Below are 19,405 nucleotides of genomic sequence, written 5' to 3'. Positions count from 1 at the left end.
GGCTTAAAGGCACGTTATCGTAGGGTTTGTTGTCTGTCTATGCCTCTGAAACATCGAATTGTTTAGCAAATTCAAAGCCGGCTTCCAAATTGCAATGGCTTGCCTGATGGCTTGTGTTTGGCGATATGTTAACGAACGTTCCCGGGTGAGGATCCATGTCCGACAAGAAATATTACGATGCCCAGCTGGATAGAGCCCGGCAGTTGCAAAACCAGGGACAATATGCGGAAGCGCATGCGCTTCTCTTATCGCTGGTTGCAGTAAAAGACGGGCACCTGATGGGCGAACGGACAGTGCTCGGTCTGCCGCGCCGGCTGCATGCGGCACGGCTGCGTCTTGCCAAGGCTGAAGGCGATGTGGTCGCGAGGATCGGCTATCAATATACGCTGGTTCCGCCGCCGCAGGTGCTTGCAAAATATGCGCATTTTTCCCTGGAGGAGCACCGCGCTATCAATCTGAAAAGCAGGGAGGACGTGCCCAGGCGCATCCACCAGATTTGGATCGGAGACAAGGCCCCGCCCGTATCGGTCAAGGCCTGGGCCGCCCATGCCGCCTCGCATGGTTACGAATATCACCTCTGGCGGGAGACCGATCTTGAGCGGGAAGGCGTGTTTTCGAATGACGTCTTCAGGACGATGCTGGAAGACGGCGATTATCCCGGCGCTGTCGATGTGGCCCGCTATGTCGTGCTGGAGCGTTTTGGTGGCATCTATCTTGATTGCGACTGGTATCCGGCGCGGGATGATGCAAGTTTCGATGCTTTCCTGCCACTGGTAGGGCTGACGGCGTTCGATGAAGAAACGCCGCGCGACACCGGGCAGGGCAGCATGCTTCTTGCCAACTCTTTCATTGCGACACCTGCCGGCCATCCGGTCTTCCGCAGGATGCTTGAGGTGTTTCCGAGGATTCTTGAGGAAATGCCGCGTGCGCCAGCCTGGTGGTCGACGGGTCCGCTGATCTTTACCGTCATCGCTCGGGCTGGGAGCATCAGCCTTGCGCCAGCGGGGTTTGTTGCCGCTTCTCTTGCCGATCGCGCCGCGTTGCAGGAGGTCGAAGCTGTCAGGCGCGAACTTGCCACCAAGACGGGTGGTTTGCTGATTGCCTGGAAGTCATGGTGATATCTGGTTGATGAGTTCCGCCGAGGAACGCCAGCGCGCGGCAGGATGTTTGCCGGTAATTTCGAACAGCCGTTTCAGAAAACGCCAGACGTTGTCATCATGCACGAGATGATGGGTGAGGATGCCGGTCGTGTCGCCGTGCTCCGCAGTCTGCAGGATGCGGGCGGCGGTCTCGGCGAAAAGGATGTCGTCTTCGCGCCCACCGCGGCTGCCGTGCCAGTCAATCACGTCTACATGGGTGTTCAGGCAAGGTGGCACAGTGTCTTTTTCCGGGCCGAAAACCGAAAGCGCTCGATATCCGAGGTCTGCCAGGCCCTGCACCACATTGGCATCTATGCGGTTCCACGGCGGAACGAGCATAGGCACGAAACGACTGCCATGCAGATCGTGCAGTTTTTCCAGCCCGGATTGCAACTCGTCGAGAACGATGGACAGGTCACGGTGTGATCCGAGTTCCTGTTTCTTTTCTTTCTCGGTGGCATAGTTCGTATGGGACCAGCCATGCACGGCGACATGGGCAATGTCAGTCGTATCCAGGTGCTGCGCGAGCTTGTCCGTCGTCATCTCGGGAATAACCGCAAGCGTGACCGGCGCGGAAAAGCTGCTGCAAAGATCGAGAAGCGTGTCGAGCGCCGGTGTCGGTTCCACCGCATCGTCGTCCCTGAGCCAGAGATCGGCCGTTATGCCGCGTCGTCCACATTCATCCAGTGCCGCTACGAGTGTTTCCAGACTCATGATGTTCGTGCCTTTGCTCGCAACAGGATATCGTTCAGTTCTCTTGCGGCGTTTTCCAGAGATCGTTCATTTTTTACGAACTGGCGGGCTGCCCTTGCCAATTCCTCCCGCCGCTTGTCATCCCCGAGCAGAGTTTCGATTGCTCCAGCATAGGCGGCTGTATCATTTTCCGGTGTCAGTAATCCGGTGGTTCCGGATTTTACCACTTCGGGAACGCCGGCAACCGCTTCGGCGATAACGGGCAGGCCCGCAGCCTGTGCCTCGAGATAGGCGAGACCGTAGGCTTCGCCATGCCCCGGCCAGACGTAAACCGATGCTTTTGAAAGAAGTTCTGCGATTTCGTTTGCGTTTTTTTCTCCGTGCCAGACAAGACGGCGATCGGGGAAAGAGCTGAACATGGCCTGTACGGCAGCGCGTTCCGGCCCGTCGCCGATGATATCCAATGTCCAGTTCAAGTCCTGCGGCAACAGCGCAAGCGCTTCGCGAAGCGCGCGATAGCTGTCGAATTTGTCGCCCGCCCGCATCATGGCGACGGTGATGAGTTTTCCCGGTGTGGGGCGCGGAGCAATTTCAAGAAAATTACTCGCATCGATAAAGGGCGCCAACATCGCCGAGCGGAGTGCGGGAGAGGCGCGGACAAGCCCGTCGCGATCACGCGCGGTGAAGCAGATATTGATGGCGGCAGCGTTCAATGCGGCCAGTAACTCGTCCTGAACCGCCTGCCAGCCCATGCCATTGCGCTTGGGGGAATAGGAGGCCTCGGCGGTGACGTAGGGAATATCGAAACGTGTGCCCAGTTCCGGCCCGAGCAAGTCCGGGGCCTTGTAATAGGGGTGATAACAAAACCACAGGTCCGGCGCGCCTACCCTCTGCCAGCGCTCCGTGATGGTCTCGATTTCGCGCGTCGCCGCATCGGCAAGCAAGGACCGCGCCGGATCGTCAGCCTGTTTGAGAAAGCTGCGCAGCTCGGAAGCGACGGAAACATCGTGGCCGCCCATTGCCATCGCCTTCATCAGCAGGCGGGCCATCAGCCGGTCTCCGGAGGGAACGGGATGGTTGGGGGATTTGAGCGGTGAATAAAAAGCGATCCTCATCCGGATGGTTGTGCGTCGCCCATGGCTCTGGCGTCAACCGGAATTTGAGAGGGCCGAGCCTTGACAGCCTGACCATTCTTGCCCAACTGAAAGGCATCTTTTGCACATGCGCGGAGCGTGACACGCTTTGACTTTCCCAGTCGTTTCCCAGAACCTGCTTTCCAGCATCGAAAACAAGAGCGCCAAAGCGGCGGTGATCGGCCTTGGCTATGTCGGTCTGCCGCTAGCCATCACGATCGCCAAGGCTGGTTTCAAGGTCGTCGGTTTCGATATCGATCCCGGTAAAATGGTCGCGATCGATGCCGGCCGCAGCTATATCGAGGCGGTTTCGGACGAGATGCTGGCAAGCGTCAGGCGCGATGATGGCTTCATCGCAACGTCTGATTTTTCCAGACTGGTTGAATGCGATGTGATTGCCATTTGCGTGCCGACGCCCCTGACAAAATATCGCGAGCCGGACCTCTCCTATGTCGAAAAGACCTGCCGGGACATTGCCGCGCATCTGCGCAAGGGGCAGCTTGTGGTGCTGGAATCGACCACCTATCCCGGCACGACCGACGGGGTTGTGAAGACCATTCTGGAAGGTACGGGACTTGTCTCCGGCGTCGACTTCTTCATCGGTTTTTCGCCCGAGCGGGAAGATCCCGGCAATCGCGATTTCGAGACCTCGACGATTCCGAAGGTCGTTGCAGGCGATGGCGAGGCTGCCGGGAAACTGATGGCGGCATTCTACGGCTCGGTGGTCAAGAAGATCGTTCCGGTCTCGACAAACGCCACGGCCGAGGCGGTGAAAATCACCGAAAACGTCTTCCGTGCTGTCAATATCGCGCTCGTCAATGAACTCAAGGTCGTCTATGAGGCCATGGGCATCGACATCTGGGAAGTGATCGACGCGGCGAAAACCAAGCCGTTCGGTTTCATGCCGTTTTATCCCGGCCCGGGTCTTGGTGGCCACTGCATACCGATCGATCCTTTCTATCTCACCTGGAAATCGCGAGAGTACGAGTTGCCGACGAGGTTCATCGAGCTCGCCGGCGAAATCAACACCGGCATGCCGCGTCATGTCATCGGACGGGTTGCGGAAGCCCTCGACATCCGTTCCGGCAAGGCGCTCAGCCGCTCCAAGGTGCTGGTGGTCGGTCTCGCCTACAAGAAAAATGTGCCCGATATTCGTGAAAGTCCTTCGCTGAAACTCATAGAACTTATTCAGGAGCGCGGCGGCGAAGCGGCCTATTATGATCCGCACGTGGCAGAAATCCCGAAAACCCGGGAATATAGCCACCTGATGGGCATGAAATCCGTGGCTTGGGACAAGCAGACCGTCAGCGCCTTTGACGCTGTTCTGGTCGCGACCGATCACGACAATGTGGACTATGCCGCTCTTTGCGAATGGTCGCCGCTGATCATCGATACGCGAAACGTCTTCGCACGTCGGGATATCGCCGCAAAACACATCATCAAGGCCTGATCGGCTTCTCCCGGACATTTCCAGCAAAATCGCCATACGCTTTTACTGAAAATGCCCGGCATTCATGAACGGACGGACTATGAGCAGATTGGACAGTTTTATTCGCCGGCTGACCGCGCAGCGCGATATCCTCAACCACGTCAAGGCCGATCTTGATCTGCCTGACGAAGGTGCGATCATGGAAATAGGCCTCGGAAACGGGCGCACGTTCAATCATTTGCGGGAACTGTTTCCGCAACGCCGTATCGTTGCCTTCGACAGGGCCATGGGCGCACACGCCTCGTCTGTTCCGGCGCAGGAAGATCTCGTCATCGGTGAAATATCGGAAACCGCTCCCGCCTTCATCGGTGTGGAGGCGGCCATGGTGCATGCCGATATCGGCACGGGCTACCCCGAAAAGGATGCCATTACCCTGACATGGCTGCCGAACCTTGCCGCGGGCATGCTGGCAAAAGGCGGCGTTGCGGTCAGCGGTCTGCCTCTGGATCATCCCATGCTGAAGCCTCTGCCGGTGCCGGAAAGCGTGCCGACCGACCGTTATTTTCTCTATCGCAAGATTTGAGGCCGGATGGCCCGTCAGCGAGAGCGCCGGTATTGCCCTATAGGTAACGCTCGCTCTCTTCTTTCGAGAGCAGGAAAACTTTCATTTGCGAGTTTCTCCCGCGAATGGCGATTTTTTCGCTTCGCAGATCGGCAATCTCTTGTCCCGCCTGAATGATGGCGGGTTCGGAAACGACGATGGCGGCGCCGAATTCCTTGGCCTTGGATTCCAGCCTGCTCGCCACATTCACGGTGTCGCCGATGGCGGTCAGGGTTTTCGCTGCGCCATAGCCCATGACGCCGACGATCGTCGGGCCAGCGTGGATGCCTACTACCACTTCCAGCCGGACGGCAAATTGTTTTTCCAGTCCCTCATTCAGGATTGAAAGCTCCCGCAATATGATAGCGGCGGCCTTCATGGCGTTGCGGCAGGCATTTTCTGCATCGTCACCAAGTCCGAAAAGAGCCATGGCGCCATCACCGATGAATTTGTCGAGATGTCCTCCGGCCTGTTCTACGGCCTGCCCGACGATGGTGAAGTAGCGGTTTAGAAGAAACACGACGTCATATGGCAGTTTCGCCTCGGAAAGCGCGGTGAAATTGCGGATATCACAAAAGAGGATGGCGATCTCCTCTTCCTTGCCCGGCCGTGCCGGTTGCGCATCCGCTGGCAGATCGCTCTGTTGGGGCGGCGATACCAGAAGCGCTATTCCAATATCCTGGGTGGGCCGCAACTGGCAGCCGAGCCGCACATCTGAATCGGCATGGATGCGCCTCAAAGTGGTTTGTTCGATATCTCCAGGAGGCGGAAGCGGGCCTTTGCTTTCGACAATCCTGACCCGGCAGGTCGAACAGCGTCCTTTGCCGCCGCATACGGAATAATGCGGTACGCCCGCGAGTCTGCTGGCCTCCAGAATGCTGAGCCCGGCAGGGACGCGCGCTTGCGCGCCATGCTCATAACGGATTTCGATAGCCGTCGATCTCTGTCGCCAGCTGCGCACGCCGCGCAAGACGAACACCAGCATGACCGCGCCGACAAAAATCGCTTCCGTTGCGTCGGTAACGAAACGGATACGCGTCTCCATCTCCCGTTGTAACGGTATGTCGTCTCTTTGAACGGTGGTATCTGCAAGCCCGGGAGGAAGTGAGTATTTTCTGTCCACCTCCTCCAGCCAGCGGCCGGCATCGCTGAAGCCCAGAAGCGCCAACAAAGGTAGCATCACCGCCACAGTCATGAATATCCCGGCAATTTTGGGATACCAGTCCCGGTAACGTAACCAGAAAAACAGGCCGATACACCCGTGGGTCCAGATCACGATCAATGCGAGGCTTTGCCACGCGCCGGCCATCGGGTTGTTGATCCAGAGCCGGCGAACGACCGAGTAATATCCCACGTCGATGTTGTAGATCATGTGCGACACGCGAATATTGACGGCGTGGCTGATGATCAAAAACGGGATCGACAGGCCAAGTATGGCTTGCAGCGCTTCGCGAAGGGGCATGCGCAATGTCCGGCGCTGATAAAGCGAGCGCAGGACAAGACAGACGTGCACCACAACCGACCCATAAAACAGCAGGCTGCTGACGGGATTGAGCCAGATCAGGCTGAACCATTTTCGCGCCCGCTCGGCGGTATCGATGGAGATGAGAGCGAGCGAATGGTTGAAAAGATGGGAAAATACAAAGGCAAAAATGATGAGGCCGGACAAGATCCGGGCGCGTCTCAAATTGGTTTCCGAAAAGAAACGGATCATGCAAATCCCATCATGCGGTCATTTGGCGCAGAATCATCATTAAGTGTGCTCTGGTGTCTTTAATGCAGGGTATCTCGTGGCAATATCGTGGAGCAATGGGCCGGCGATGGTCAATTGTGCGTGTTCGAACGTCGGTTCGCCGCATGATACAAATCAGGCTTCAAAAAAAGCGTCAAACGCAGGCCAGCAACACGAGATTGGTGACCGCGATCAGAGGTCGATGATCTGGCCGTCCATTGTCGCGAATGCACCGCTGAACTGGGCTTTTGCCTGTTTTTCGATGTCATCCAGCTCATCGTCGCTGCGGCTTGGGGCGTGGTGGATGAAGCCGACATTTTTTGCGCCTGCCAGTTTGGCAAGGCGGATCGCCTCCTGCCAGGACGAATGGCCATAACCGCGATAAAGGCCCATCTCCTCATCGGTAAACATGGCGTCGTAGAGGAAGAGATCGACGTCCTTGATCAGATCAAGCACGTTCTTGTCGATATTGCCCGGTTCATGTTCCGTATCGGTGATAATGGCGAATGACTTTCCCGCCCAGTCCAGGCGATACCCGATGGCGTTGCCCGGATGATTGAGCATTCCAGTTCGGATCGAGAGGCCCGGATGAACATCCAGGACGTCGCCCGGCATGAAGTCACGGGTTGCCATTTTTGCGCAGCAGACTTCCAGCGGTACGGGGAACCATGGCGGGCTCATGAAGTCCTTGAGCATTTCCCGCGTTGTCATGGTGCCGGCAAGATGACCCGACCAGATGGCGACATCGTTGGAGCTATTGTAGAACGGCTTGAAATAGGGAAAGCCGACGATGTGGTCGTAATGGCAGTGAGAGAAGAACAGGTTGACGTCGGTAATACCTTCCGCCCGCAACGCCAGACCAGCAGGGTGTAACCCCGAACCCGCGTCGAACAAAAGAACATGATCTCCGCATCGTACCTCGATGCAGATGGTATTCCCGCCATATTTTCGGAAGTTTTCACCTGAAACAGGAAGCGTTCCCCGCGCACCCCAGATCTTTACCCGAAAATCTTTATTACCTTCCCGACTTACTATGTCGGAATCGAACGCCATGACACACCCCGATTACAACGGAATCTTGCACGCTTCCTCCCATGAAGCCCGTTGTCTCTACAGATTATTATATCCGCTCTCTTTTGGCGGACGCCCTTACCCTTATTCAGTCAGCATTTCATTTATATTGCAATGGTGCGACATTTATTTTTCCAACATCGCCATCCACGGTAGCAAGAAATTGCGGCTCATGTTCTCGCGTTTGCACGCGCTTTGCTAAGCTCCGTCGTCGTCTGGGTGAGACGTTCGGCAAGAACGCGCATGACCTTGATGGTAATGTCGGGGAAATCGGACATGAGCTTGAAGAACTGTTCCTTGCCGATACGCAGGGCTTCCACGTTGGTGGAGGCGCGCACGGTTGCGGTTCTGACGCTGTCGCAGAGAATGGCGATTTCACCGACGATCGCATTGCCGGTCATTTCGGCCACTTTTAACGTGCCCGACGGAGAATCGACCAGAACATCCACTTTGCCGGTCAAAAGGACGTAGGCCGCATCGCCGACATCTCCCTGCCGGAACAGCATGTCGCCGGTGTGATAGGACACGCGGTCGGATGCGAATGCGAGAAGTTTGAGCTTCGACGGTTCCATTTCCGAAAAAAACGGGACGCGTTTCAGCATTTGAATTTCGTCTTTGAAAAGCATTGCCTTACCCTGTTCTTGTTCCACCTCGGTCACTTTCTTGGATTTATGTTGCGACCATATCCTTGAATGTACCGTTTTCCTGCGCAAGAGTCTCGTAACTTCCATCAGCGCTGATAAGGCCCTGATGGACGACGATGACCCGGTCGAACATGCGCGAGAGCGTCGCATTCGACAGAACCCACACGATCGCCGGGTTATTATTGTTCTGTTTCAGGAATGTGATGACCCGTTCGACAATTTCCTCCTGTTGCCGCGGATCGAGGCCGGGAAGGGGGCGATTGAAGACGTAATAGTCGGACTTGCGGATCAGCGCCCTTGCGAGATTGAGCTTCTGCCGCTGGAGTGGCCCGAGCCGCTTGCCGCCGGCGCCGAGGTTGAAATCCAGACCCACCGCAAGCACACGCTCATAGACGCCCTGCTTGCGCATGACCTCGGCCACGATGTGGGTGATGCGCCGTGATGCGTCGGTATAACGATGGCTGACCTTGCCGAAGAGAATATTGTCCAGAAGGCTGGTGGCACTCATGTATTTCGTCGGATCGTAGATTTCGATCACGTTCTTCAGGCTGTCCGGCAGGTTTTCATGGAACATGTGCCGGACTTCAACGATCCGGTTCATGATTTCCGGTGACAGAAGGCCGAAACGCTGACGGGGCTCAATGTAGAAGAAGCTCAGCCGCAGCATCGCGCGTCTTTCGCTTTCATTGGCCTCGTCGAAACTCCGGCTCTGAAGACGCTGCAGCATTTGCTGATAGACCGGAACATCGTCGGGCGTCATGAATGTGAGCTGCTGGAAGAAGGGGTGGTCACCCGGCAGGTCGGCGAAGATTTCCACGATGTTTTCGGCAATCGTATACCCCATTTCGAACAGGGTTTTGACGAGGCCTGTTTCGCGCATCAGCGAACGGAAATATTCGCTTTCGATGACGGTCCTGATCGACTGTGATGAGTCGCGCATGGTGCCGAACAACAGGTTCTCGCCCACGGTGGCCTCGCTGTTGTAGCTCTCCAGCTCAAATGGAGCGATGAGGCCGCTCAGGTTCTCCTTTTCCAGTTCGGCGCGCAGGACATGTCGCAGTTCCACAATGCGGGCCGCAAGATGCAGGTCGGTCAAAGGGTCGATCGTCGAGCGCAACGCGAATTCCAGAATATCCTGTGAAAGTTCCACGCTGTCGAGCACAGCCAGAACGGCCTGGATGAGGTTTTCCGGCTTGCCGTCACCGGCCGGGCTTGAAGCGTAGTCGATCCATTCGCTGTTGATGTCGATCGTCGGATTGCCCGCAAGCTTGGCTTCGCGGATCTCCCATTTGCGGTGTTCCAGCGCTGCACCTTCGTATTGCTTTTCGACAAGCGGTGCGTGCTTGAGACCGTAAAGCAGATTGTCCTTCAGGCTGGCGTGGAAAAAATAGCTGTCCGAGGACACATAGGAGATGCGACGGCCCGTCAGCGATTCAGGCAATTCCAATATGTCGACGTCGTTGATGCTCACCTTGCCGGAGGTCGGCCAGAGCGTGCGGCCGATAGCATCCGCGAGCGCCTCTGCTCCCGATCCACCGACGATGGCGATCACCTCGCCTGCCTCGATCTTCAACGATGCCTGTTCCAGAAGCCGGCTGCCGCTATCGTCTTCCAGCGTCAGATTGCTGACGACGATCGGTGCGGCAATTGCCGCGACTGCTCCCGGTGACAGTTTTTGCACCTTGTCATCGATCATGTTCGACGCATCGAACTGCTCGAAGACCTGCTCGTATTTTACCTGAACATCCTGACGCGCCTGATCCCAGTCGATCAGCTCCTTCAGCGGTCCTGGCAGTTCCTTATAAGCGTTGATGACGGCAACCAGCTGCCCGACATCGAGGCTGCCCTTGAGCGTGAGATAACCGCCGAGTGCATAAAAGAAGAAAGGAGTGAGCTGCGCGAGGAAGTTATTGATGAATTTGACCAGAAACTTCCACTGGTAGAGATCGTAGCGGATCCTGAAGATGTCGCCGAGCCGGTGCGAGGCATCGGCACGCTCGAAATTGGAGGTGTCATAGGCGTGGATGGTGCCGATGCCGTCGACCATTTCGCCGATGCGCCCGGCAAGCTGGCGTGCGCTCAGCTGCCGCTGGCGCCCGAGTTCGATGAGGCGACGGCGCATTTTGGGGATGATGCCGACCTGGATGGCGGCCATGAAAGCCGCAATAAGACCCAGCCAGAAATTCTGCACGAGAATGAAGAAGAGTGCCGAGAGCGCCTGACCGCCGAGAAGCGCCGGCTGCACAAAGGCGTCGCCGGTAAATCCGCCCAGCGGTTCGACCTCGTCCTTCACCATGCTGGAGATTTCAGCACCCTTGACCCGCTTGAAATGCGTGGGCGGGAACCGCAGGATCCGATCGATAAGTTCGAAACGGATACGCCTGAGAAGCCGCTCGCCGAGGCGGCCCTTGAAGGTGTTGATATAATATTTGAAAAGCCCGTTGATGACGACAAGCGCAAGGAAGGTGAGGCTGAGCGCCATCAGCATCGACATGCGGTTGAGTTCGAGCCCGGGGAAGAGCGTCACGGTGCCCCAATAGGGAATATCGACCGTGAGATGCATGAAAAGCTGTGTCGCGTTTGCCCCTTCGAAGCCGTCTCCCTGAATGGGCCCGTTGACGATCTGTTTGGGCAGATCGAAGGCGAGGAAATAGGGGATCATGGACAGGGCGACGATCAGCAGAATGAAAAGCTGCTGCCGCTTCGTATGCGACCAGATATAACGCGTAAGGCTTTGTTCCATATAAAACTTCTATGACCTGTCGGGCAGGGCCCGGCGTGTTGGTTTGCGCGGTGTCAAGACGGTCAGGCTGCCGGGTGGCGGGATCCCCTCCTGCAAATAGGTATGTGACTCGCTATTTATCAGTATATTCAAGCGGTTTCGAGCAAAATAGCGCCCGTGCCGAGGCTGGCCCACGATCCCCGATATTTGTTTTTGTAACGTGCATTCCACATTCGATATTGAGACGACTACATTTTTAGACTTCCCTAATGTTATTGGTTTTACTGTAGAACAGGACGTTAGGACGCTCCGGTATAGTTATCCCGCAAATGGTTGAGCCGACACAGGCGTAGTGATTGCAAGGTCGATGGCGATAGATATTTCAGAGCGTGCAAGCGGTGAATCGTCCCCTGACATGTTGTCGCTCTCGGGCATTGCATCCGATGGGTCGATCGCACATCCGGTTTCTTTTCAAGGATGCACGGGTGTTTTTCACCCGGCGCGCAAAGAGGTCAAACAGGATCATGCGGTTCTTTTCGTCAGCCCCTGGGGCATGGAGGAACTGTGCACTCGCAAGTTTCAGCGGGTTGTGGCTGAACGGTTGGCGGCGGCCGGCGTCGCCAGCCTGCGGTTCGACTATCATGGCGCTGGGGATGCGCTCGATCCGGAGGATGTCGGCCGTGCGGCGGATTGGCTTTCCGACACGCGAGCGGCGCTCGATTATCTAAAACGTCTTTCCGGCTGTTCCAGGGTGGTCGTCATCGCTCAGGGTCTCGGCTGTCTGATCGCCATACAGGCGCTCGCCGATGCGGCGGCCGTCGATTCCATGGCGCTTCTGGCGCCCGTCGTCTCCGGACGGGCCTATCTTCGCGAACTGGCGATGTGGTCGTCCATGATCGACGATGGCCTTGGTCTTCGTCCCGGGCAGCGCATGGCGGAGGCGGGGGCAATTGCAGGCATGGCCATGCCGGTGGGTGTTGCTGATGCTATCAAGAAGGTCAATCTTGCAAAGCTTGATACCGCTCCTGCGCGGAGCATTCTGGTGCTGTCGAGACCGGGCCGGGCGAGCGACAGCGATTTTGCCAAACAACTCGCCGCGATTGGTGCCGAGGTGGGGGAGGCGGAATTTGAGGGATATGACGATCTCGTATCCAGTCCTACACTCTCGAAAATACCCGGCGATGTGGTGAAGCGGCTTCGGGATTGGGTCCTGTCCAAGACACAGACCACGGATGCGGCAGGTCCGCAGGAGGATTTCATCGTCAACGCTCCGCAGCGCGGTCGCGGTTTTCTGGAGCAGCCGGTGCAATTTGGCGAAGCCGGCCGGCTTTTCGGTGTTTTTTGCGAGCCTGACGATCGGCCGGCGGTCTCCTCGGTCCTTCTGCTGGGCGCGGCCTACGACCGGCATGCGGGTTGGGGCAGGCTTTCCGTGCAAACGGCCCGTTTGCTCGCACGGGAGGGTATCACTTCGCTGCGGTTCGACGCGGCCAATATTGCCGACAGCCCCCCGGTCAAAAACGCGCCTGATCAGGTTCTTTACGATGCGGCGCAGAATGACGATGTGGCCGCTGCGCTCGATTTTCTCAGTCGGCGTGGCAAAGGACCCGTCGTTGCTGCTGGGCGCTGCAGTGGCGCCTACCTCGCCTTCAATGGCGCGCTTGCCGATGACCGGATCAGCGGGGTGGTTGCGGTTAATCCGGTTGTGTTCCACTGGCGGAAAGGCCGCTCTGTCGATGAAGCGCTGCACAAACCGCCACGGTCCTTTGGGGAATACACCCAGCGTTTTCGCCAGGGCGCTACGTTCAAGCGTCTCGTCAGCGGCGATGTCGATGTGATGAGCGCCGGTCGCAATATCGCCAAGGCGACGCTCAAGAAGCTTTCGATAAAAACGGCAAGGCTTTCCCGCCGGGGGAGCGAGGAAGGGCGTGCCGTCTACGGTGCTTTCGACAAGCTCAAGACAAGGGATGTGTCCATTAGCCTGCTTTACAGCGACAATGACGACGGACTTGAGCATTTCCGGTATTATTTCAACGCCGATGGCAGGGGCCTGTCGGCCTATCGGAATGTGTCGCTGACGATTATTCCTGACGCCGACCATAATCTTTCAACGCCGGAGGCCAGAAAAGCCTACATCGATGCGGTGAAGCTGATGGCTCTAAAAGGAAAATCGCCGGCTGGAGCCTAGCGAGACGACATCGCCGGAAGGGGGTGTTTCGGATATTGCTGTCTCCGGCAGAAGGTCGATTTTTCTGGTTTCACCGGGTGCGAGATGGAACCAGCTTTCCGAGGCGCGGTAATCTTGCGCCGTGATATGGACGGATTGCGCCAGCCGGTCCGTGCCGATCTCGAGCGACCAGATGCCGTTCGCCTCGCTCACCTCCACCTGAAGGTTGGCGGCGTGCAGTGCTTTTTTCCGACCGAGAGGAAAATGGAATGCGTCGGCGATGACAGATCCGGTCGCGACATCGCGGAGCCGGGCTACCGTCACATCATGGGAGGGCGGGCCGAAACGATAGGCATAGGTCGTATCGAAAAAGGCGCCGAACAAATCGGTTGCGGCGATGGTCTGGCTCTGTCGCGGCGAGAGCGTGAGCGGCCGTTTGGCATGGACGACAGGTTGCGTGCCATCGCGCAGGCAGGTCAGTTCCAGCATGGCGTCAAGGTTGTCGCCGGTTTCATTGATGACATGAATGTCCAGCCCGTTGGTGCCTTCATCGGAAAGGCTGACCTGGATGGGACGAAACGCTCTTTTCAGCGCATGCCAGACGGATTTGGGTCTGCCGGTGGCATCGATCATACCCCAGCCAGCGCCGGGAACGAGATCCTGCAAGGTCCAGACCAGGGCGCCCCGGCAAGGGGACGCGTCGCGACGCCATTCGGCGAAGGTTGCTTCCATGACCTCGGCAGTGACGGCACGAGACATGTCGAGATAGAGGCCGCCATCCTCCCGACGCAGCACGTCCGGCTCAACGTCGTAAAGCAGTTTCAGATAATGGTCGCGAATATCCTCGAAATCCCAGGAAGCGCCGCGATCGCGCGGCGTGCGCGCCTTCCAGCGCGGATCATGCACCGCCAGTGCGGGAAGATGTCTGTCCAGCGTTTCCTGTTCGGGAATATTGGCGAAGGCCAGGCACTCTGCGGCAAAGCGGACATTGGCCCGGCGGGCATCTTCCAGCGGACGGCAATAGGCGCCCACACCGTAATAATGACCAACTCCGGCATTGGGAAAGAAGGGCAAGGCGCCGCCTGAAGGGGAATTCGCCACATAGGCCGCGTCTGGCCGTTTTTCGGTCAGGACTTCGGGCAAAATTGTCTCGGTGAGCGTCCCCTTCCATATCTGTTCCGGCAGACCGAGCATCGCGCCCTGCTGGTACATTTCGCTACCACCGCAAAAAACGATCAGCGAAGGGGAAAGGGCGGTCGCCTCGAGGAACTGCGAGACTTCCGTAACGATGTGCTGGCTGAGCGCCTCATCCTTTGCTGGATAATCAAAATTGGCAAGCATGGCGTCCTGCCAAACCATGATGCCGAGTTCATCGCAGAGCGCGAAGAACTCCGGCGTTTCATAGGCCATCGTGCCGCCGACGCGGATCATGTTCATACCGGCTTCGGCAGCTTTTCGAAGCCAAGGCTCATAGTCCGGTCTTGTTCCCGGCAGCCGCACGATGTCGGCGGTCGTCCAGACTGCGCCCCGGCAGAAAACGGGGTGCCCGTTTATCCGGATGCCGAAACCGTTGCCGTCTTCGCCGTAATCCACCTCAACGCGCCTGAAGCCGGTGCGCCCGAGCCTGTGTTGCTTACCATCCAGTTCCAGAACGACTTCATGAAGCGCCGGTCTGCCGTGGGTATGCGGCCACCAAGTCTCGACATCGGGTATCCGGAGTTCGCCCAAGAATTCGCCGTTTTCACCTCTGGAAAGATCGGTGCTGTAACCGGCGCAGGTGAGCCGTGCGGATGGAATGTCGTGGTTCGCCTCCAGGGCGATGTTGACCGTTCCCGTCCCGGTTTCGTCGAGCGAGGACCGGACTGTGCAAAGCACGCCTGCCTGTCTTCTAAGGCTGATGGGTCGCCATGGTCCGGCGGCATGGATTTCCGGGCACCAACCTGGCATATATCCGAGCGCCGTGGTGCGGATCAGCCGCAGACCTTGGGTGTTCATCATCTGCGGACGCCAGCGGGCGCGGGGACCGGTTTTTTCGAGCCTTGGCGAAAGTGCCCGGAAGCAGATCGATAGTTCATCTGCGCCTGTCAGTTCAACCGGCACCTCCAGCCTTTCGAACATGCTCTGACTGGCGGCGATCAGTTCGCCGTTGAGGAAGATTTCTGCAATCGTCGACAGGCCGTCGAAGCGCAGGATCGCCCGCTCCCGCACATCGGAAATCATCGTCAGACGGTACCAGGCATCCTTGTCGTTCAATGGTGTCGGACTGAAACGGTCAAATTTTCCGGCCAGTTCCAGAGCTTGCGCCACTGTTCCGGGAACGGATACGTGGAAGCTTTCAAGGGTTGCGGGAATTTCCGAGGGCGTTTCGCAGGCGTTGGCGGACGTCATTGTCAGCGTCCAGCCTTCGCTTAGTAATTTTTCGCTTTCGCGCGGAAGATAAGTCCTCACGCGGCCTCGCTGGTGTTCGACAATTTTGCCGCAAGGGCTTCCATCACACCATCCCATGCTTCCGCAGCCGGATCGAGCACCGAGGCGAGCGCGTCGAATTTACGGCGCGTGACGGCGCGAGCTAGCTGGAACTGCACGGTCTTGGCGACCTCGGATATGCGCAGCGCGTGGTCTATCGCTTCAGCAAATTCGCTCTTGTCCAGCCATTCAAGGTGGCTCGCCGCCAGTTCGAAATTGGCGCCGAGCTGGCGCAGCGTATTGAAGGCATATTTGTGGAAAAAGCCAAACGGACGGTCTGCCACCTTCTCGACCTGAGCCGGAAACACGGCTGCAAAAGCCCTGACCGGATTGTCGGATGGTCGCCGTGAAAAATGAAACTTCAGCAGCCGTTCGGCCGTTTTGCGGATATGTGCCGGCGAAGGGTTGCTGTCTGCGAATTTCGCAAATTCCGTGTAGGGCAGGAAGGGCGGCTCGCTCTCTGACAGGTGATGCTGGAACAGGCCGTCGAAATCTTCGCTCGACAGGTGGAAAAAGCCTGCATTATGAAAATAATCGAGTTCCCGGTTTGCAAGGTCCAGCCGGTTGATGGCGATGGTGGTCTTGCCATGTTCCTTCCGGTAGCCCACCCCGTGGGTATCGGGCATATAGAAGCTGTCCATCTCGATCAGGCAGATGCGGCCGCGCTCCAGCTGCGCTTCGATATGGTTTTCAACCCGGTCGAAGATCGCAAGTTCGGTGGCGCGAACGCCATAAAGTGCTTCCAGATCTTCCAGCGGCACCTTGAAGAAGGTGAACTGGTCGCCTTCGAAATCCTGCGTCAGTGTGAAGCCGAACATGGCCTCAGGCGGCAACCTTTTTTTGGCCAGCACCTCGATCCACAAATCGATGTAGCAATTGGTCTCCGGCCACATTCTTTCCGAAGAATGAAGCGGGTGCTGCACATAATTTTTGGGATCGAGACCGGGGAAAATCTGCCGCATGAATGGTTAGCCCCAGAGTGTTTTCAAGGCCTTTTCGGGCCATGTTTTTACATCCAGTCCGTGATGCGCAAAAAGTGCCAGCGCAATGCGCTCAAGGCCGAAACCGACGCAGGCGGTGTGAGCCACATCACCATTGTCGAGGTTCAATCCCCATTTCTGGCCAAAGGCGTCCTGATGGTAATTGAAGCTCATGCAGGCCGTCGGGTTGGTGGCGGATGTGACGGGAATCAACAGTTCGAATTTCAGGTTCTGGTCGCGCTGGTTGTTGGCGAGCATTTTGCCGGCGCGGCCGAAGAATGGATCGTTGGCCACGTCGATGGTCACATCAAGGCCCACGGCTTCCATCATCGCCACGCCGCGATCCATCCATGTCTGGCGGAATTCGGTCACATCGCTCTCCGTGCCCATGCGCACATATTCCCGCATGCGGAAAAGTTGCTGACGTGCCGGGTCCTTCGAGGGTTCATGGCGGAAACAATAGGACTGGATGTCGTAGAGACCGCCGCCGGAAGGCAATGCGCCGCGCTTGGCGATGGTCGGATAAAGAGGGTAGCAAGCGGCCGGCGTCAGCACGATATCGGTTGCTTTCTGGTCCTTTGTCCAGTCGCCGCCCTCATCCATGGATTTGAGAAGGCTGACATGGTCAAGTTCGCAACCGCAGAAGGAATGCACCGTGCCCGCAAGCTGCGGGAAGCTTTTCATGTAACCGCTCTTTTCGAAATAGGCGCGGTTGATGCCGGGCGGAAAGCGGATCGCCTCTGCACTGTCCGGGCCGCCGGTGCGGTCGATCAGGCGTTCGAATGCGGCAATGACATCCTCGAACTGGCCGCTGCGTCCGTAAAGACCATCGACACCCGTTTCAATCAGCAGGCCTTCTTCGAACAGTCGATCGAGAAACGATGTTTGCATATCCATGGTCTTATCCCAAGAGGCTGGTGTCCTGCTTGTGAACCAGCAGGAGATTGGCGGAATTGCCGAGAATACGGTCGTTGGAAATCATCAGGCGCGCGGAATGCGCGTCGCGAAGGTGTCGGCCAAGGCTGTAGGGCGTACCGTTCTTGTAACCCATGATGCCGCAGACCAGCATCGCTTGGTCGATGATCTCCAGAATGGTTTCCGAAGAACAGATCTTCACATTGTTCATGGCAACCGCGAACGCCATGGACATCAGCTTGTCCGGGTCGCTCTTGGTGTCTTCGTAAGCCTTTACGCCCGCAATGACGTTGGATTTGACCACCTGTAATTTGGTGGAAATTTCGGCAATGTGGATAGCGCCTGGCGGTGTGACACCGGGCGACTTGCGTGCTGCCGTCCTGACGAAGGATTGCGCGCGCAGCACCGCATCCGACGCGATGCCATACCAAACGGCGCTCCACAGAAGATGCGAGCTTGCAAGCATGGATTGCGCGGCGATTTCCGCAAAGGGTTTTGGGAATATCTGCACCGCTGGCGCCTCGCCGCGGAACAGGAAACCGTCCGAACAGGTGCCGCGCATGCCGAGTGTGTCCCAGACGTGGGTCTTCTCGAGCTTGTACTGATCTTTCAGGAAGACGGTCATCACCTGATCGGCCGGGGCGGCATCCTTGTGGGCGCGCGAGGTGATGAGGATGGCATCCGCATTGCTGCCGTAGGAAATGACGGTGGCGTCCTTCTCCAGCCGGCAGATGTCTCCTTCGACCTCAATCGCGCAGATTGAATTGCGCAGATTGCCGCCGATTCCGCCTTCGGTCGTGGCCGAGGCGAGTAGAAGCTGTTCGCTTGCAATGCGGCTCATGAAGCCCGCATGCCATGGGCTTGTCTCGCCGTGTTCCACAAGGCTCGATGCCTTGATGTGGTGCATGGCGAAAATCATCGCGGTTGCCGAACAGGCCTGGCCAAGCCGGGCGCAGATATCGGCGATTTGCTGTATGGATGCGCCTTCGCCACCAAGAGAGGACGGGACCTGAATGCCGAGAAGGCGCTCTTGTCTCAGCGCCTTGACGGCTTCCTCCGGGAAGCGACCGGTGACGTCCACCTCATCCGCGTGTTTGGCGGCAATTGCTGCGACGCGGCTTGCGCGCGCGGACAGCGTTTCATCCTGCGGCGCAACGGTCACATTCATCAGGCTGCCTCTTTACCATCCAGAATGAGCTTAACGGTGTCTTCAATGGCCTTGATGCTGGCAAAGGACTTACGGTTCAAGAGGTTGTCGGGGAATTCGATATCGAAAGCTTCCTCGATACCCAGCATCAATTGCACCGATGCAAAGGAAGAAAGACCTGCCGCATAAAGATCTGCTTCGTTTTCAATCGTATCGACGGGGGTAGGAAGCTGGCCGAATTTTGCCAGTATTTCACGAATAGTCGCATTCATTCCGACTTATCTCCCATGAATTTAACATCAGGATGGTTTGTGCTTATCGTTAATTTGAAAACGATAATATTCGCCTAAACCGTTAGGTTAATTACCACTAACGGCGCTTTTGTTGTTCGTCCACCTTTGCCAGCCATCAGCAGCACCCTTGACAAATGTCGGGCGGTGTTTTCTCTTGTGTCCATTCACCAGGGGTGTCCCGTCAAGGGGCTGAGATTCTGCTTTTATGCGCAGTGACCCGTTGAACCTGATCCAGTTCATACTGGCGTAGGGACGGTGCAAAGACCGAAGGTCGGA

The 19,405-nt window shown here is 57.3% G+C and carries 15 protein-coding genes and 1 riboswitch; of the genes, 4 read left to right on the top strand and 11 right to left on the bottom strand.

What is annotated here, in order from left to right:
- The first annotated feature begins 155 nt into the window (after positions 1-155).
- Positions 156-1,118: a glycosyltransferase family 32 protein gene (locus tag ASD46_RS15170; protein ID WP_025594509.1), complete on the top strand. Its 963-nt coding sequence runs from the start codon at positions 156-158 to the stop codon at positions 1,116-1,118.
- Here ASD46_RS15170 and ASD46_RS15165 read toward each other — a convergent pair.
- Together ASD46_RS15165 and ASD46_RS15160 are read right to left on the bottom strand one after the other, a co-directional pair.
- The gene (locus ASD46_RS15165) at positions 1,110-1,853 is read right to left on the bottom strand and encodes a polysaccharide deacetylase family protein (protein WP_025594508.1); all 744 of its coding nucleotides are present in this window, start codon (positions 1,851-1,853) and stop codon (positions 1,110-1,112) included. The two genes, ASD46_RS15170 and ASD46_RS15165, sit on opposite strands and share 9 nt — an antisense overlap.
- Positions 1,850-2,947, bottom strand: a complete 1,098-nt coding sequence (locus ASD46_RS15160; RefSeq protein ID WP_025594506.1) for a glycosyltransferase family 4 protein — start codon at positions 2,945-2,947, stop codon at positions 1,850-1,852. Before ASD46_RS15160 ends, ASD46_RS15165 begins: the two co-directional genes overlap by 4 nt.
- Positions 2,948-3,074: 127 nt before the next feature.
- On the opposite strand from ASD46_RS15160, the gene ASD46_RS15155 reads away from it, so the two are divergent.
- Both ASD46_RS15155 and ASD46_RS15150 read left to right on the top strand, forming a co-directional pair.
- Positions 3,075-4,415 (top strand): nucleotide sugar dehydrogenase, encoded by a 1,341-nt coding sequence (locus ASD46_RS15155; protein ID WP_025594504.1) that lies wholly within the window; start codon positions 3,075-3,077, stop codon positions 4,413-4,415.
- A 79-nt stretch (positions 4,416-4,494) separates the two neighbouring features.
- Positions 4,495-4,977: a class I SAM-dependent methyltransferase gene (locus ASD46_RS15150; RefSeq protein WP_025594502.1), complete on the top strand. Its 483-nt coding sequence runs from the start codon at positions 4,495-4,497 to the stop codon at positions 4,975-4,977.
- A gap of 37 nt (positions 4,978-5,014) precedes the next feature.
- On the opposite strand, the gene ASD46_RS15145 is transcribed toward ASD46_RS15150, so the two are convergent.
- The 4 genes from ASD46_RS15145 to ASD46_RS15130 all read right to left on the bottom strand — a co-directional run bounded on the left by ASD46_RS15145 (position 5,015) and on the right by ASD46_RS15130 (position 11,185).
- Positions 5,015-6,709, bottom strand: coding sequence for an adenylate/guanylate cyclase domain-containing protein (locus ASD46_RS15145; protein WP_003516805.1), 1,695 nt, complete (start codon positions 6,707-6,709; stop codon positions 5,015-5,017).
- Positions 6,710-6,919: 210 nt separating this feature from the next.
- Positions 6,920-7,780 (bottom strand): MBL fold metallo-hydrolase, encoded by an 861-nt coding sequence (locus ASD46_RS15140; RefSeq protein ID WP_019566087.1) that lies wholly within the window; start codon positions 7,778-7,780, stop codon positions 6,920-6,922.
- A 188-nt stretch (positions 7,781-7,968) separates the two neighbouring features.
- Entirely contained in the window at positions 7,969-8,424 is a 456-nt protein-coding gene (locus tag ASD46_RS15135; protein ID WP_003516807.1) for a cyclic nucleotide-binding domain-containing protein, read from the bottom strand.
- Between the two features lie 43 nt (positions 8,425-8,467).
- Complete coding sequence (locus ASD46_RS15130; RefSeq protein WP_003516808.1) at positions 8,468-11,185, bottom strand: ABC transporter ATP-binding protein; 2,718 nt, start codon at positions 11,183-11,185, stop codon at positions 8,468-8,470.
- A 346-nt stretch (positions 11,186-11,531) separates the two neighbouring features.
- On the opposite strand from ASD46_RS15130, the gene ASD46_RS15125 reads away from it, so the two are divergent.
- On the top strand, positions 11,532-13,349 hold the full coding sequence (locus ASD46_RS15125) for a serine aminopeptidase domain-containing protein (protein ID WP_082546210.1): 1,818 nt from the start codon (positions 11,532-11,534) through the stop codon (positions 13,347-13,349).
- Here the strand turns inward: ASD46_RS15125 and ASD46_RS15120 are convergent.
- From ASD46_RS15120 to ASD46_RS15100, 5 genes are read right to left on the bottom strand one after another with little or no spacing between them, the layout of a single operon-like run.
- Positions 13,320-15,776, bottom strand: a complete 2,457-nt coding sequence (locus ASD46_RS15120; protein WP_025594498.1) for a glycoside hydrolase family 2 protein — start codon at positions 15,774-15,776, stop codon at positions 13,320-13,322. The two genes, ASD46_RS15125 and ASD46_RS15120, sit on opposite strands and share 30 nt — an antisense overlap.
- Positions 15,773-16,756 carry a DUF1839 family protein gene (locus ASD46_RS15115; RefSeq protein ID WP_060642518.1) on the bottom strand — a complete coding sequence of 328 codons (984 nt, stop codon included), beginning with the start codon at positions 16,754-16,756 and terminating at the stop codon, positions 15,773-15,775. The genes ASD46_RS15120 and ASD46_RS15115 overlap by 4 nt, the downstream gene beginning before the upstream one ends.
- A gap of 6 nt (positions 16,757-16,762) precedes the next feature.
- The gene (locus ASD46_RS15110) at positions 16,763-17,671 is read right to left on the bottom strand and encodes an amino acid--[acyl-carrier-protein] ligase (RefSeq protein WP_003516814.1); all 909 of its coding nucleotides are present in this window, start codon (positions 17,669-17,671) and stop codon (positions 16,763-16,765) included.
- Between the two features lie 4 nt (positions 17,672-17,675).
- Positions 17,676-18,857: an acyl-CoA dehydrogenase family protein gene (locus tag ASD46_RS15105; protein WP_025594494.1), complete on the bottom strand. Its 1,182-nt coding sequence runs from the start codon at positions 18,855-18,857 to the stop codon at positions 17,676-17,678.
- Positions 18,857-19,108 (bottom strand): acyl carrier protein, encoded by a 252-nt coding sequence (locus tag ASD46_RS15100; RefSeq protein ID WP_003492279.1) that lies wholly within the window; start codon positions 19,106-19,108, stop codon positions 18,857-18,859. Before ASD46_RS15100 ends, ASD46_RS15105 begins: the two co-directional genes overlap by 1 nt.
- A gap of 180 nt (positions 19,109-19,288) precedes the next feature.
- Positions 19,289-19,400, top strand: a riboswitch (TPP riboswitch).
- Positions 19,401-19,405 lie beyond the last annotated feature (5 nt).

The organism is Rhizobium sp. Root491 (assembly GCF_001427205.1).
Taxonomy (GTDB): domain Bacteria; phylum Pseudomonadota; class Alphaproteobacteria; order Rhizobiales; family Rhizobiaceae; genus Agrobacterium; species Agrobacterium tumefaciens.
The sequence above is the reverse complement of the archived record's forward strand: the minus strand, read 5'-3'. Positions and strand labels throughout refer to the sequence as shown.

What these genes read in the sequence shown, in the direction of transcription:
- ASD46_RS15150 (WP_025594502.1), top strand. Translation starts at nt 4,495, where the DNA reads ATGAGCAGATTGGACAGTTTTATTCGCCGGCTGACCGCGCAGCGCGAT.
- ASD46_RS15160 (WP_025594506.1), bottom strand. Translation starts at nt 2,947, where the DNA reads ATGAGGATCGCTTTTTATTCACCGCTCAAATCCCCCAACCATCCCGTT.
- ASD46_RS15135 (WP_003516807.1), bottom strand. Translation starts at nt 8,424, where the DNA reads ATGCTTTTCAAAGACGAAATTCAAATGCTGAAACGCGTCCCGTTTTTT.
- ASD46_RS15165 (WP_025594508.1), bottom strand. Translation starts at nt 1,853, where the DNA reads ATGAGTCTGGAAACACTCGTAGCGGCACTGGATGAATGTGGACGACGC.
- ASD46_RS15115 (WP_060642518.1), bottom strand. Translation starts at nt 16,756, where the DNA reads ATGCGGCAGATTTTCCCCGGTCTCGATCCCAAAAATTATGTGCAGCAC.
- ASD46_RS15170 (WP_025594509.1), top strand. Translation starts at nt 156, where the DNA reads ATGTCCGACAAGAAATATTACGATGCCCAGCTGGATAGAGCCCGGCAG.
- ASD46_RS15125 (WP_082546210.1), top strand. Translation starts at nt 11,532, where the DNA reads ATGGCGATAGATATTTCAGAGCGTGCAAGCGGTGAATCGTCCCCTGAC.
- ASD46_RS15140 (WP_019566087.1), bottom strand. Translation starts at nt 7,780, where the DNA reads ATGGCGTTCGATTCCGACATAGTAAGTCGGGAAGGTAATAAAGATTTT.
- ASD46_RS15145 (WP_003516805.1), bottom strand. Translation starts at nt 6,709, where the DNA reads ATGATCCGTTTCTTTTCGGAAACCAATTTGAGACGCGCCCGGATCTTG.
- ASD46_RS15130 (WP_003516808.1), bottom strand. Translation starts at nt 11,185, where the DNA reads ATGGAACAAAGCCTTACGCGTTATATCTGGTCGCATACGAAGCGGCAG.
- ASD46_RS15110 (WP_003516814.1), bottom strand. Translation starts at nt 17,671, where the DNA reads ATGGATATGCAAACATCGTTTCTCGATCGACTGTTCGAAGAAGGCCTG.
- ASD46_RS15105 (WP_025594494.1), bottom strand. Translation starts at nt 18,857, where the DNA reads ATGAATGTGACCGTTGCGCCGCAGGATGAAACGCTGTCCGCGCGCGCA.
- ASD46_RS15100 (WP_003492279.1), bottom strand. Translation starts at nt 19,108, where the DNA reads ATGAATGCGACTATTCGTGAAATACTGGCAAAATTCGGCCAGCTTCCT.